General features: G+C 62.2%; 16 protein-coding genes. All 16 read right to left on the reverse strand.

Annotated features, from left to right (window positions below; translation table 11 throughout):
• Positions 1–4: 4 nt before the first annotated feature.
• The 16 genes from KIP88_RS02640 to KIP88_RS02715 all read right to left on the reverse strand — a co-directional run bounded on the left by KIP88_RS02640 (position 5) and on the right by KIP88_RS02715 (position 12,546).
• Positions 5–187, reverse strand: a complete 183-nt coding sequence (locus KIP88_RS02640; protein ID WP_214486278.1) for a hypothetical protein — start codon at positions 185–187, stop codon at positions 5–7.
• Positions 184–1,254, reverse strand: a complete 1,071-nt coding sequence (locus KIP88_RS02645; RefSeq protein WP_214486279.1) for an N-acetylmuramoyl-L-alanine amidase — start codon at positions 1,252–1,254, stop codon at positions 184–186. The genes KIP88_RS02640 and KIP88_RS02645 overlap by 4 nt, the downstream gene beginning before the upstream one ends.
• The gene (locus tag KIP88_RS02650; RefSeq protein ID WP_214486280.1) at positions 1,251–1,478 is read right to left on the reverse strand and encodes a hypothetical protein; all 228 of its coding nucleotides are present in this window, start codon (positions 1,476–1,478) and stop codon (positions 1,251–1,253) included. The genes KIP88_RS02645 and KIP88_RS02650 overlap by 4 nt, the downstream gene beginning before the upstream one ends.
• Complete coding sequence (locus tag KIP88_RS02655) at positions 1,478–1,744, reverse strand: hypothetical protein (protein WP_214486281.1); 267 nt, start codon at positions 1,742–1,744, stop codon at positions 1,478–1,480. Before KIP88_RS02655 ends, KIP88_RS02650 begins: the two co-directional genes overlap by 1 nt.
• Positions 1,741–2,814: a hypothetical protein gene (locus tag KIP88_RS02660; RefSeq protein ID WP_214486282.1), complete on the reverse strand. Its 1,074-nt coding sequence runs from the start codon at positions 2,812–2,814 to the stop codon at positions 1,741–1,743. Before KIP88_RS02660 ends, KIP88_RS02655 begins: the two co-directional genes overlap by 4 nt.
• 1 nt (position 2,815) lies before the next feature.
• Positions 2,816–4,342, reverse strand: a complete 1,527-nt coding sequence (locus KIP88_RS02665; RefSeq protein WP_214486283.1) for a hypothetical protein — start codon at positions 4,340–4,342, stop codon at positions 2,816–2,818.
• The gene (locus KIP88_RS02670) at positions 4,339–4,683 is read right to left on the reverse strand and encodes a hypothetical protein (RefSeq protein WP_214486284.1); all 345 of its coding nucleotides are present in this window, start codon (positions 4,681–4,683) and stop codon (positions 4,339–4,341) included. Before KIP88_RS02670 ends, KIP88_RS02665 begins: the two co-directional genes overlap by 4 nt.
• 7 nt (positions 4,684–4,690) lie before the next feature.
• Complete coding sequence (locus tag KIP88_RS02675; protein ID WP_214486285.1) at positions 4,691–5,239, reverse strand: DUF4376 domain-containing protein; 549 nt, start codon at positions 5,237–5,239, stop codon at positions 4,691–4,693.
• Positions 5,232–6,575, reverse strand: a complete 1,344-nt coding sequence (locus tag KIP88_RS02680; RefSeq protein ID WP_214486286.1) for a hypothetical protein — start codon at positions 6,573–6,575, stop codon at positions 5,232–5,234. The genes KIP88_RS02675 and KIP88_RS02680 overlap by 8 nt, the downstream gene beginning before the upstream one ends.
• Before the next feature lie 74 nt (positions 6,576–6,649).
• Positions 6,650–7,423 (reverse strand): YmfQ family protein, encoded by a 774-nt coding sequence (locus KIP88_RS02685; RefSeq protein WP_214486287.1) that lies wholly within the window; start codon positions 7,421–7,423, stop codon positions 6,650–6,652.
• The gene (locus KIP88_RS02690) at positions 7,420–8,526 is read right to left on the reverse strand and encodes a baseplate J/gp47 family protein (RefSeq protein ID WP_214486288.1); all 1,107 of its coding nucleotides are present in this window, start codon (positions 8,524–8,526) and stop codon (positions 7,420–7,422) included. Before KIP88_RS02690 ends, KIP88_RS02685 begins: the two co-directional genes overlap by 4 nt.
• 3 nt (positions 8,527–8,529) lie before the next feature.
• The gene (locus tag KIP88_RS02695) at positions 8,530–9,042 is read right to left on the reverse strand and encodes a phage GP46 family protein (RefSeq protein WP_214486289.1); all 513 of its coding nucleotides are present in this window, start codon (positions 9,040–9,042) and stop codon (positions 8,530–8,532) included.
• Positions 9,035–10,054 carry a phage baseplate assembly protein gene (locus KIP88_RS02700; RefSeq protein WP_214486290.1) on the reverse strand — a complete coding sequence of 340 codons (1,020 nt, stop codon included), beginning with the start codon at positions 10,052–10,054 and terminating at the stop codon, positions 9,035–9,037. The genes KIP88_RS02695 and KIP88_RS02700 overlap by 8 nt, the downstream gene beginning before the upstream one ends.
• A gap of 5 nt (positions 10,055–10,059) precedes the next feature.
• The gene (locus tag KIP88_RS02705) at positions 10,060–11,211 is read right to left on the reverse strand and encodes a phage baseplate assembly protein (RefSeq protein WP_214486291.1); all 1,152 of its coding nucleotides are present in this window, start codon (positions 11,209–11,211) and stop codon (positions 10,060–10,062) included.
• A 1-nt stretch (position 11,212) separates the two neighbouring features.
• A complete protein-coding gene (locus KIP88_RS02710; protein WP_214486292.1) occupies positions 11,213–11,890 on the reverse strand; it encodes a hypothetical protein in 678 nt (225 codons plus the stop codon).
• Entirely contained in the window at positions 11,887–12,546 is a 660-nt protein-coding gene (locus KIP88_RS02715) for a DNA circularization N-terminal domain-containing protein (protein WP_214486293.1), read from the reverse strand. Before KIP88_RS02715 ends, KIP88_RS02710 begins: the two co-directional genes overlap by 4 nt.
• Position 12,547 lies beyond the last annotated feature (1 nt).

Consider the following 12,547-nt stretch of genomic DNA (forward strand, 5'->3'; position numbering starts at 1 on the left):
ATTACTACTCCTTTTGCGATTCCTTCTCGATGATGTCAGCGACGGCATTCTCCATCTTCGCCAAATTGTGCAGCCCCTTCTTGAACCGATCCAAGCCCTGCGGGCTCGGGTCGGACATCAGCACGTCGAACATCTTGCAGAAGTTTTGCTGCACCGCCGCCTGCAGCACGGTGTCGAGATCGGTCACGACACCGGCACGCCGTTGACGATGATGGTGATGTCGCCGATCACCTCGACATCAATGCGGATGGTTGGCGGCGGCTTGACCGGCGGCGGTTCAGTCACCTCGCCCGGCGGCGGTTCGGTCACCATCTCGCCCTTGCCGCCGAGCACGGTCGCGATGGACTCGCAGATCTCATCGAAGCAGCTCTGGTAGGCATCCGCATCGGCGGTCGAATCCACGAACGCCGTCTCGATCAGCACACTCGGCATATCGGTGCCATTGAGGAACGCCAAATCGGTCCGCTTCTTGGCACCCCGGTCGATCAGATCACCAGCTTCCGCAATGGCGCTCGACAATTCGCCTGCGAGCGCTGACTGACTTACGAAAAGTACCTCACAGCCCATGGGCTTTGTCGTCTCGACATAGGCGTTAAAATGTACGCTCACATCGAGCTGGCGTTCGCGGCTATTATGGTACGAGACGATGCGGTCCAGATTTTCGCTTTGGGTCTGACTCGTGTCGTCGTGAAACACATCCACATCGACGCCGCGCGCTTCCAGCATCTCGGCGACGCGCTCGACCACGCGACGCGCTTCATCGACCTCATCGATGATGCCGGTCGCCCCGCGCACATACTTGCCGTGGCCTGAACTGATGACGATGGATTCATAGGGCATGGCTGGCACTCCCTGTTGTACCGGGAAGGTGACTTCGACCTCGTCGTCGGTCTCGATGCCGAGCGCGGTCATGAGGGCGGGCGAGATGTCGGCGAGTCGGTCGGTGTCTTGGTGCGGTCCCCAGTCGGCGGGATAGGCGAGCGCTTGTCTGCCCGTCTTGATCGCGCGCACGCGCGCCAGAGTCTGTAGCAACTCCGTCTTCGACGTAACGTCGTAATTCCATCGGCAAGCAATGTAAAAAGCGGAGTCAGCAGCCAGTCGCCGAGCCAACCCGGTTGTGCCGGGCGGCTGTTCGTCAAGGAAGAGGTGCGGCGCGTCATCGACGTCGTAAATGAACGCAAGACCCTCGTCAGGCGAGACGCCCGTGTCATTCGGTCCCCCAAACCATGAGACCTTGCCGCGAAGCCGGGTCATTGCTGCTTCTCCCTGCTGACGGGGTAGCAATTCGTCGCGAGTGAGCTGATCAGCTCCATCTGGTTCTTGTTGCGTTCGGCGGCGTTGCTGCTGACCTGTCCGAGCACATAGGCCGCGAACGCGAGGAACGCGCAATTGACCACCAGCAAGGCGAGCGCCAGCGGCACCGACTTCATCGCATCGACGGTGCTAACGATAACCTCAGTGCCTTCCTTGATGACCATCACCGTCTCCTCGCCAGCTTGGTCGCTGCGAACTCCACCAGCGTCAGCGGCGGCTCGCCCTCCATCGCGCGTATCCGGTTCTCGTGATCGAGCAACACTTCGTGCTCCATCGCGGTTTGTTGCGCTGGCGGATCGGTGAACGCCTTGATCGCCGGATCGCCCTCCTCCATCTCGACCACGTCATAGAGTTCTTGATCCTCGGCAGGATAGCCGCCGACGCCGACGATGGTCTGCGTACCCTTGAGAAACATCACCGGCACGATCATGCCATGTACTCCTTGCAGATCATTCCGCTCGCATTGTACTGGATCATCAGCGCCTGAACGTTCTGGTAGCTGAACTTGTAATCGACCGACGCGGTGGTGCCGGGAAAATCCAGAACACTCAATGTTGCACCAGCGATCAGATCGCCGGTCAGCGCCGAATAGACCGACGACGACACCAGCGCGGTGCTGCCGCGCCGGATCATCACCTGACCTTGCCCGTGCGTGGCTCCGGTGCGCAGATAGACGTAGCATTGTTGAACGGTCACCTCGACCGGATCAACCGCGCTCCAGCTATTCCATGTCTGGCCCAGCGTGCTGTCGGTCAGCGTGACAACGTTGCTGGTTGGACTGACCAAGCCGCGATGCGCCCGCATAAAGATCATGTCGCCCGGTCGTGACATGCCGTCGAGCAAGGTGGCGCAGATGCCGTTTGGCCCGATGTTCCACATACCCATCGTCGCCAGCCCCTGCTCCCACGCGAACCATCCGACCCACGTCCAGAACTTGTTGGGGGCCGCGACGTTACCGTAGAACGAAGCCGGGTTGTTGCCGGGCGGCGTCTCAATCGTAGCGGCCATGTGCTCAGGATAGCGCAGCAGGTAAGTGCCCAGCGTTGCCCAGTTGAGATTGTTGCGCACCGCCAGTCGCGGCGTGCCGTTGTCATCGAAGATCGCGACCCAGATGCGGAACGGGACGTTTGAGATCGTGCCCAGCGTCGCGCCAGCCGGGATCGTCACCGACAGCGGCGCGGTGATCGCACGTATGAGGTAGCCACCGGCTGGATGCGGCACGCGATAGAACACCGGGTTCGCTGGCGATGGCACGACACCCGACATATGCATGACGACAATCGTCAGCGCGTTGGCCGCTGGGGTTACGGAGAGCGCGCCCGTGAAGTTTGCCCCATCCTCGACACGCGACCACGTGCTCGACTTCCGGCCATACAGGAAGCCATCGGTCGGGGCTTCGGGGACGTTTGGTGCGCCGCCGATCTGCCACTTCTCGCCGTCCCACGTCCAGTTGTTGAAGACCTGACCGACGGTCGGCGTCGCTGGGAAGTTGAAGCCCATCTCACCCTCTCACAATGTGACCGACGATGCCGGGAGGTGCGCCAGCGTACAGCGTCGCGACGCCCGAACTGACCGAGCCACCGACCGTCGCGTAGTGATAGCCTTGCGTGAACGGGCCGCCCGCGAACATGCAGCCAATCGAACAGCCCACGTTAGTGCTTGCAGATGATCCGCCGCCAATCGTCTGGCTGGCACCGTCCCACATGATACCGACGAAGCTCGCCGCGCCTCCCGTGCCGTTGTAGACCTGCCCGTTGATCTGCATCGCAACGCCTTCGTCATCCCACAGCAGCATCTGCACGCGGGCTGCCGCTGCAATTTCGACCTGTGCTCCGATGTTGTTGAAGGTCAGGCCATTGAGAGGGCCGATGTTGGAGAACGTCATCGCGCGACGATTGTGGTAGCTGCGGACCCAACGCGCTGACGGCACATCGAAGAATGCCGGACCACCGCCGATATACACCATGCCGACCAGCGCGCGGGTGGCGTCGCCGGTCTTGGCTTTCGTCCCGTCCGCCAGAACAGCAGGCGCGGTCGTGCTGGCTTCTATCGATGACACCACGCCAGCGGTCGCCACCGCATAGATGTAATACGTCGTACTGACGGTCAGCCCGGTCGGCGCAAGCGTCAGGCTTCCAGTCGGCATCACGCAGTTGACGCCCGCGATGTAGAGGTACGCACCGCCATAGCGGTCCAGCGAAATGTTCGCGCCGGATTTCGTCAGCCTGACATCGCCTCTGGTGAGCACCGGCACGGCGGCATTCGAACCGGGAACGATGGCGACCCATGCGGTGCTGTCACCATCATTGTACTTCACCGCGAGCATGCCGCTGTCGCTCTCCCACCACAGCGCGGCATCGGGAGCCCCAATGGGCGGCGCGTCGGAGACGTAGACCGCCGACGTGCCTGCCGGTCCTTGAACGCCTTGGATGCCTTGCGCGCCCTGCGGCCCGATCAGCGACGTGCCTGCGGGCCAGCCACCGGAGACCTTCGGCCCGAACATGAAATGCGTGGTGGTGTTGATGTAGAAATTGCCGTCAACACCGACGCCGGAAGTCGGGTCGCTTGCGCCGTACAGCACGGTGTTGCCCGCGACGCCTTGGTTGCCTTGGACACCCTGCGGGCCTTCGATGCCCTGCGGTCCCTGCGGACCAATCATCGCTTGGCCTGCGGGCCACGTTCCGGACGCCTTCGGTCCATAGATGTAGGTGATCGTCGTATTGATGTAGAAGTTGCCGTTGACGCCCAGCGCGTTCGACGGCGCACCCGCGCCATAGAGCACAGTGTTGCCGTTGACGCCGGGAATGCCCTGCGGACCCTGCAATCCGGGGACGCCTTGCGGTCCTTGCGCGCCGACGTCGCCCTTGTCGCCCTTCTCGCCGATGCCGGGAGGGCCGGGCGGCCCCTGCTCCATGGTCTGGATGATGTCGATCTCTTCGTCCAGCGTCACGATAACCGTGCCGCCCTCGGTCGCGAGCGCGAGGTTGTCGTCCTGCTCGATTGAGAGTTCGTTGCTGAGGTCGTTCATCGCGTTGGCCCCGGATTGTTTTCGAGGGTGCCGGTCCAGACCCTGACCTTGAAGCCGCCGCGCGTGAAGATGTTGGAATGCGCGAATTCGCCGAGCGCCATCCGCTCCAGTTCGAGCTGCGAAATCCGCACCGTGAACTGACCCGCAGGCGGATCGGTGAAGACGATCTCCCCGGTGTCGCTGCCGAGCCGCATCACCGCGACATCATCCTTGGCGTTCCGCCGCAGCATCATCTCCATCACGCCGCCGGTCAGGTCGATCGGTACGAGCGCAATCGTCTGCCAGATGAAGGTCCGGTAGAAGTCGGCGTCGTTCTGGACGGTGATGTTGACGATCGCCATTGAAGCCTCACGGTGCTCGGAAGATGTCGATGACCTCTTGGCGCGTCTTCGCCGACAATGCCTTGCCATAGCGTTGCACGTACTTGTCCACCATCGCATGCATCGCCTGCACAACGCTCTCAAGCTGTGAACGGCTCAGCGCATTCACACTGCCATCCTTCGCGATCAGATGCGTATCATCCCCGGCAAGAACGGCGATCGTGATCATGCGGAACGTCAGTTCGTCGTAGGCATATTCAACGCCGTCTGCGGTAAAGCCCTCTCGCTCGACCATGTCGCGGTACTTCGCCGCGAATGCTGCAATGCCGACCGTCTTGCCGTAGGGCTCTACCACCTCCTGCAATGCGGCATCGGTTTGGTTGCCGCCAGCATCGCGCGGCCATTCGGTTGCGGGGCCGCCTTCCAAGAAAGCAAGATAGTCAGTGTCGGTCTCGTCAACGATCAGCTCACGCTTTGACGAATAGACGCGGCCATCCTCCGCCTTCCAGTACCACGTGAACGGTGCATATTCGCGCGCGATCCTGATGCCGTCAGAGACAGGCGTTAGCTCAGACATATTGACCTCCAGATGCGACTGTTCCGGCCATGTTGCCGGGATAATAGCTTGCGCCGCCACCACCGGAGGAGATGACGCCATTGGCTGTTGCGATGTACTTCTGGCCGGAGACATTTGCGAAACCGGCGTATGAGGTCCACGTCAGGTTCAATGCGCCGAACTGGCTGCTGCTGACGAAGTAGCCCACCGAGATCGCCACGTTGGTGTGCATGTAGAGCGGGTAGATCGCGGGCGAGCTTTCGACCGTGGCCGAGAAGAAGCAGGCGATGAAGCCGCCGCTGGCGTAGGGATTGCCGGGCGAACTGCCGTTAATGTACCAGTGATCGCCCATCACCATCGACGCGCCGCGCGTGACGCCGACCATGTAACCGGAGCAGAAGCCAAACTCGACGTCGCCCATTGTCAGGCGCACCCGATCAAGGAAGACACCGGCACAGGGATCGCCCGCATTGGAGCCGCTGCTGGTGAACTTGAAGCCGAACACTTGGGCTTGCCCAGCCCCGGAAATCTGCAATGCGGTGCGGTTGACCGATTGGACGACGACGTTGGCGGGCGTCGCGCGGTTGCCGAGATAAATCACGAAGCCAGAGCCGGTCGGCATGTACTGGATCGTGGTCTGGCCCGACGGCGTCGCGTAGGTGCCGTCAGCGACATGCACCGTGATGTTGAAGCCATTGAGGTTATACTTCGTCACCTCATTCGCGGCGCGCTGGATCGTCTTGAACGGGCCGTGAATGGTGCCGGTGACGAACGCCGCCGTGGTGCCGTCATAGGTGACATCGTTGCCAGTGGCGTTGTTGACGTAGATGTCCTTCGGCGCGGTCAGGAAGTTCGGCAGACCGGGGATGCCCTTCGAGCCGGTCGAGGACCAGACCATCTGGAAGTTGACGCCGTCGTACATCAGACAGACGATGGCATCTTCAATCAGGGCATCGGCGTCGAGCGCGGTGCCGTCGATGCGGACAATTGGCTTCGGCCCCAGCGCGTTGACATTCATCACCGATGGTCCGGTGTTGCTGTTGCCAACTTCGAAGATCACCATCAGGTATTTGTAGTAGGCGTTCGGTGCCGGATGCATCGTCACCTGATAGGCGTTCGCGGTGCCCGCATCGTCTTGCGCATTCATCAGCATCGACTGCACCGACTTCGAAAGCTGATGCAGATCGGTGTTGTCGGGGTTCACCAGCCCGGCATGCGTGATCAGGTTGACAATCTCGCGCTGCGGATACTCGATCGACGCCGCAGGCGGGATCGACCCCATCGTGCCGGTCGATGGATTGCCGTTGATGTACGGACCTTCGGGATCGCTGATGCCGTAGGGTTGATTGTATTTCATCGACGCGGTTCCTCTCTCCCAAAGGCAGCCGATGCCGCCGAGATGTCAGGCCAAAAAATTCGGTTGGTGGTTAGTTAGGGCGTCCCGGCCATGTCGCCGCCGGTTTCCAGATTCGAATAGTCAAAGATGATTTGCGTGTGCGCTGGCTTCCAGCGATTCAGCAGGCATTCCAGATCGTCGGCGAGACCGATGCGCAGATGCGGATCGACGCCGCACTGGCCTGACGCGCAGCGAAACCAGATCAGCTTCGCCTCGTGAACATGCACGGTCCAATAGAGGCGGTTCTCTGCAGGCCCGAGCCCGTAGTAGGGCCACTCCGACAGCTCGCCTTCCTTGACGTAGTCGTCGCCGTTCTCGTCCATGATCGGGTTGCCCCAATCATTGCGCATGATCGGATCGGGAGCGCCTGCGGCTCCGTAGACGCGCGCGTCACCGACGCGATCGATGCCGACGACGAAGGTGCGATATTCGGTGATCGTGATCGTGTAGCCGATCATCGCCGCGACTTCGATGAAGAACGCGCGCGATTGCGAGCCCTCCAGCGTCATCCGCATGATCAGCGCGAGCTGGCGTTCGGCGATCGACTGCGGTGCCTCGTAACACGGATCAGGCAGGCCCCAGTTGCGCTCCCAGTCCGGCAACAGCTCGATGGTGTAGCGCGGGTCACTCTCGCGTTCGAGCAGATCGGCGGCGCGGCTGTCAACGAAGCCCCAGTATTCGGCGATGCCGCGAACGGCGAGGTCGAGCGTGGTGCCCGGACGCTTCGGCCACGCCTGCCCCTGCGGGAGCAGGCTCATCAGCGCCGTGCCGTAGTCCTGACCGAGACGGCGAAGATGCCTATCGCTCATGGCGATTCAGCTTCCTGAAACGCGGTGGTCTCCTCAAATAGCAGCGTGCCGAGCACCGCCATGTGCCCGAGCGACGGCATCACGTAGTCCTCGGTCGGCAGCGTCATCTGGAATGACTGCACGGTCGGCGCGTTCATGATCGCGTAACTGATCCACGCCGCGTAAATCGTCTGGCCCGGTGCCGCCTTCTCGAACAGCATGTCGCGGATGCTTTCCTCGACCGCGCCCTGTGCGGTGTCCGGCACCAGATTCATCACGGTGACGTCGATGAACTGCTTGATCGGCGCGACCACGTAAGAGTCCTTGACGGTGACCGGGCGCATCAGGTCGATGTAGTCCTTCACCGCGATGACGTCGGTCGGATAGGGCCAGCCATCGTCGGCGGCGCGCAGCACGTCCATCAGGAAGCGCACCGTGATGGTGCCGATGCCCTGCTCTGGCGCGGCCCACGCGCGTGTGACGCCCGGCACCGCGAGCGCCCATGTGACGTAGTCGGCCTGTGCGCCGCCCATCGGCGGGTTTTGAATTCGGTGCAGGATGCGCTTGCGCAGATCGTCGTCGCTCTCGGTATCGACGCCACCCGTGATCAGACCGGAGACCACAGAGGTGACGCCGGGGATGTCGCTCATCAGCCCGAGCCGGGTGCCCGGTTCGAGGTTGCCGATGATCCCGGAGTCGAGAGCGCGCACATTGGCTGGCGTCGGCAAGGTGCCAACCACAATCTCTTCGGTGGTCTCGTAGCTGACGTTCTGCACGCCCACCAGCTGCGTCCCCATCGGGACCGTCGCGTTGGTGCCGTCTCCATTGAAGTCGGCCCAGCCCTCGGCGAAGGTCGCCTGCTTGCGCCCGATGGTACCGTCGGAATTGACCAGCCAGATCGCGCCGTGGCGATCGAGCCATTCGCCTTCGGCGGTGTCGGGCAACAGCTGCAACGACAGCCAGTCGATATACTGCAGCGTCAGATGGCACAGGCCGCCCTGCGCGTCAGAGAGCACGCGCAAGACCGAATTCGGAACGCTGGCGTCAGCGCCCGGCAACGACGCCCGGATGTTGTCCCGGACGAGGCCGCGCACCTCCTTGAGCGTTGGCGTTGACCAAGGCATTCGTCAGGCCCTCTCGATGTCGTATTCATTCCACAGGACTTGGAAGCGCATTTCGACCGGTCGCGTGGGTCCGCGATAGATCACGACCAGCGCATCGATCTGTTGCTTATCGACGCGCCACGCCTCGACGTCGTAGCTGGTGCAAATCTTGTGCGTGACGAAAGGCTGCAGCGCCTCGCTGATGTATTGCTCGACGCGGGTGATGGTCGCGCCCTCCGGGTCTTCCGGCCCGACGATCTTGGCGCGCTTCAACAGCCAGAGCTTGGTGCCGATCGGCCAGCCGTTGAACAGCTCCTCGGCATCCATGTCGCCCCACCAGCCCGCGCGATCGGTCGAGTCCGGATCAGGCAAGATGTCGGTCGCGGACGCGAGCCGGTCGGTGCCGAGCGCGACGACAACCGCCGTCACCAGCGCCTGCGTATCGTCCAGCGTGCCGTCTTGCAGCAGCGACCAATCGATCGGTATCTGATATTTCGGGAAGGCTTCCGGCGACTGCAGCAGGCGGATGTCAGGCATTGATCTTGCTTTCCAGTTCAGCGACGCGCCGCTCCAGCGCCGCCAGTCGCGCTTCCATCACTTCGAATAATTTTGGCTGCGACGGTTTGTAGCCAGTCGATACTTTTTCCGCCGTGGGCAGTGTGATGCCGGGTGGCAGCGTCACGCCGGGCGGCAATGGCGGCATCGGCAATGACGGCAGCGCCGGAATCGGGATTCCAAGCGCCGAGAAAATCGAGTCCACATAGCCCTTGGTCGTCAGATGCATCGAAGAAGATGGCGGCGCAGCAGTGACTTGCTTCATGAAGTGACCCAGACCGCCCGTGAACTTGTCGCCGAAAATCTGCACCAGCGGGCCGCCAGCTTTTGCCGCCGCTCCTGACCCCGGCTGAAAGCTGTGCAGCGGGGTCTTGTGTTCAATCGTTTGATCGTGGACGAGGTTGGTCTTGTCCTTGGTCATCTCAAGGAATTGCTTGCCCTCCTTGTCGTAGCGCTGCTTCTGACCCTTCTTGCGATTGCCGCCGCCGGACGAGCTGCTGCTGTCAGTGCTGCTCGCGGTCGTGGTCGCGCTCTTGCCGCTGCCGGACTGCTGATCATCCTGTGGCGGATCGAACAGCTGGAATTTCAGCTTCTTGTCGGTACGGCCTGTCATGAACATGCCGTCCTTGTTGAAGTGCAGCTGATGCTGAAGATGGTCGAAGACAGCCACGTCGCCGGGCTTCAGCTCCTTGAGCCGAAAGCGCCGATCATCCATCACAGCCGCGACCGGGAAGCTGCGGTTGCCGCCCAAGAAATTGATGTAGGCCTCGGCGCACTCCTCGATCTTGCCGTCCTTGCCCTTCTTCGCGGGCATGCATACCGAAGTGAAGCCATAGTTCTGCGGGCTCTCGATCTTCTCGCGGGCCTCGCCCTGCATGAACGAGCCCTTCATCTCCTGCATCATCGGGTTGTCGCTAATCTCATCGACGAGCGCGCGCGTGCCGCCGCTGGTGTAAGCAAAGAAACTCGAATTCAGCGGAGATTGCCGGTACATGGTTTTTATCCCTTAGCTTGCAATTCGGGCGGCAGCACCGGAGCCGACGTGCCGGGTTGGAAATCTGGCATCGCCTCTGCTGGCGGCTGCGGTACGCCGGGAGCGTTGCCGCCTTGGTACGATCTCTGGCCGAGTTTCCACGGCAACACGCATTCCAGCAGCGTCGTGGTCCCGGCTCGGCTGTCCTGCGCAAACGTCGCGGTCTGAATTTTCATCGCGAGATCAAGCGGGCACATCGGTGATTTGATGTAGACCAAGTCTCCGCAGTGCCACAGATCGACGCCGTTGCGCAGCCAACCCTGCACCGTGACGTTGGCGACGACCTGTGTACCGTCGGCCTGCAGCGCCTCGTAGTTGGCCCTTCGCTGCAGCTGCTCCGGAGACTTCACCGGCTGATCCGTTACGATCTCGATATACCTCAGCGCCTGATCCATCACGCCGCCGACCTTGGCGCGCATTTCGGCGGACTGCCGCTGCGTCTTCTCGTCCGAGACGGCAAACTGGCCGGTCAATGCGTACTCGTTGTACATCTGCTCGTTCGAGAACACGCACTGCATCTTCAGAATGTTGTCACCCTCGGTCAGCTGTTGAGTGACCGGGAAGGCGTGCTCTCCGATCAGCAGAAAATTTCCAAGATGGTCGGTGCCCATTGTCGCGCAGCCCATTCTGGCGATCCGGCTCGCAAGGTCCCACGTCAGCTCGCCGGGGTGAGCCTGCAGCCGCTCGAACACTTGCTTGTCCACCTCGCCGATCACCTTGAGCTGGCCACCGACTTGCGTGATGGCTTTCCTGATGGCGTCCTCGGCGTTCTTGTTGTCGAAATTATTCTTGTTGTCGCTCATCGGGACGCTGGACGTCGCCGGTCCCCATTGCTTGCCGACGCCGGACAGCTGGATGCCGTGCTCGGTCGAGGTGTACGCGACCTGACGGTTGGTGATGATGCCGGTGACAGCAAGCTGGCCGCCGAGCATGATTTCGCAGGGATCGCCGGGCTTGAACTGGAGCTTTGCCCACTCCATCGGCAGATCGCCTTCGGTCGAGGAAAACTTGAACATCGGCCAAGCCTGCTGCCAGCGGTGCTGGACCCAGACCGTCTCCCAGTCCTCGAACACCAGCGAGCCGAGAATAAGCTGGGCGACCTCTTGCGGATTTGGCATTTCAGAACGCCAGCGCCTGTCCCTCGCGTGGCGCGAAGGCTGGATGCACGACCTTGTTTTCCTCGCGCAGCTGGTCGGCCCGCGCCGCCGTGTCGTACAGCCGATGCGACAGCACCAGCGTCGGCCTCGGCGTGCCAAATTTGTAGCGCAGCATCTGCGGCAGCGGGCGCGCGGTCTCGTACATGTGAAAGGTCACCGCCGCGTGCAGCGACACCAGCGCAAAATAGACTTCCTGCGCCATCTCGTCGGCGGCAGTCTCCTCGGCCTCATCGAACGCGATGTTGAGTCGCCCGCGCAGCGCCACGACGTCGTCTCGGCTGGTGAATGTCAGCTGCAGGACCACCAGCGACATCTGCTGCAGGCTGAAGCGGATGCTGGAGTTCTTCAGCAGCGTCGCCACCAGCGACTCCGTCGCCTCGGCCAGAATAGTCTCGCGGACGTAATCGAACTCGCTCAGCGTCGCGCCGGAGGTGCGCGCCAGATCGAAGCAGTCGGACAGCTTCGCGGCGATCATGTTCTCGACGATAAAGACCTCGGCATGCGCTTTGATGTCGCCACAGGCGCGACGAAGGTCTGCCGCCTCACGCCCCTTGGTCTGGTCGCTCGTCGTCGCGAGCAGCAAGTCCGCCGCCAGCGAGACGATCTTCGCGCCTTCGCGAACGTCTGCGGTCGGGATCATGTTGCTACCGCCGGAGGGGCCGTGACGGTGGATGCCATCGCGGCCTTTTTCAGCTGAGCCTCGGCGTGAGCGATCCCAGCCGCATTGAGCTTGGTGGCGGCGTATTCCACTCCGGGCGGGCTCATGCGCGACCCGCTGACGGGAGCCTTGCCGTATTCGACAAAGCTCATGTCGAAAGAGCAGTAGCCACCAGCGCGGTTCTCTTCGGTGATGCGGTAGCGCGTGCACGCCACTTGCATGACGCCGAGCAGCGGCAGCTGTAGCTCGGACGGGCCGTCGGTCTCCAGTGCCGCGATCAGTGCGTCGCGCGCGATGGTGTAGTCCTTCTTCTTCAGATCGTCGCCATCGACGTCGCGCGGATAGACGACGATGTAGCCGCGAATGGTGAACTCGCGCGCGCGTCGCCCCATGTCTTCTGCGTACGGCACCTCCTTCTTCGGATATTCGTGCGGCACGATCCTGCGCCCGGACTCGCGCACCGCGCTGTCAACGTGAAACTTGGCATTGCGAAATCGCGCGGGCATCCACTTGCCGCGCCACGCGATGCCGGACTGCAGCTCGATGATCTTGGTCGCGCGCGCGGGCCTGAGACCCTGACCGGAGGCGACCGGCTGCGAGAGTTGTTGTGGTTGTGGCGGGACTACGACTGGGGGCATG

Source organism: Bradyrhizobium sp. SRL28, assembly GCF_018596315.1.
GTDB lineage: Bacteria > Pseudomonadota > Alphaproteobacteria > Rhizobiales > Xanthobacteraceae > Bradyrhizobium.

Coding starts and splice junctions, on each gene's coding strand:
- KIP88_RS02695 (WP_214486289.1), bottom strand. CDS start 9,042: ATGCCTGACATCCGCCTGCTGCAGTCGCCGGAAGCCTTCCCGAAATAT.
- KIP88_RS02655 (WP_214486281.1), bottom strand. CDS start 1,744: ATGATCGTGCCGGTGATGTTTCTCAAGGGTACGCAGACCATCGTCGGC.
- KIP88_RS02680 (WP_214486286.1), bottom strand. CDS start 6,575: ATGAAATACAATCAACCCTACGGCATCAGCGATCCCGAAGGTCCGTAC.
- KIP88_RS02650 (WP_214486280.1), bottom strand. CDS start 1,478: ATGGTCATCAAGGAAGGCACTGAGGTTATCGTTAGCACCGTCGATGCG.
- KIP88_RS02645 (WP_214486279.1), bottom strand. CDS start 1,254: ATGACCCGGCTTCGCGGCAAGGTCTCATGGTTTGGGGGACCGAATGAC.
- KIP88_RS02675 (WP_214486285.1), bottom strand. CDS start 5,239: ATGTCTGAGCTAACGCCTGTCTCTGACGGCATCAGGATCGCGCGCGAA.
- KIP88_RS02705 (WP_214486291.1), bottom strand. CDS start 11,211: ATGCCAAATCCGCAAGAGGTCGCCCAGCTTATTCTCGGCTCGCTGGTG.
- KIP88_RS02670 (WP_214486284.1), bottom strand. CDS start 4,683: ATGGCGATCGTCAACATCACCGTCCAGAACGACGCCGACTTCTACCGG.
- KIP88_RS02665 (WP_214486283.1), bottom strand. CDS start 4,342: ATGAACGACCTCAGCAACGAACTCTCAATCGAGCAGGACGACAACCTC.
- KIP88_RS02700 (WP_214486290.1), bottom strand. CDS start 10,054: ATGTACCGGCAATCTCCGCTGAATTCGAGTTTCTTTGCTTACACCAGC.
- KIP88_RS02690 (WP_214486288.1), bottom strand. CDS start 8,526: ATGCCTTGGTCAACGCCAACGCTCAAGGAGGTGCGCGGCCTCGTCCGG.
- KIP88_RS02710 (WP_214486292.1), bottom strand. CDS start 11,890: ATGATCCCGACCGCAGACGTTCGCGAAGGCGCGAAGATCGTCTCGCTG.
- KIP88_RS02685 (WP_214486287.1), bottom strand. CDS start 7,423: ATGAGCGATAGGCATCTTCGCCGTCTCGGTCAGGACTACGGCACGGCG.
- KIP88_RS02715 (WP_214486293.1), bottom strand. CDS start 12,546: ATGCCCCCAGTCGTAGTCCCGCCACAACCACAACAACTCTCGCAGCCG.
- KIP88_RS02660 (WP_214486282.1), bottom strand. CDS start 2,814: ATGGGCTTCAACTTCCCAGCGACGCCGACCGTCGGTCAGGTCTTCAAC.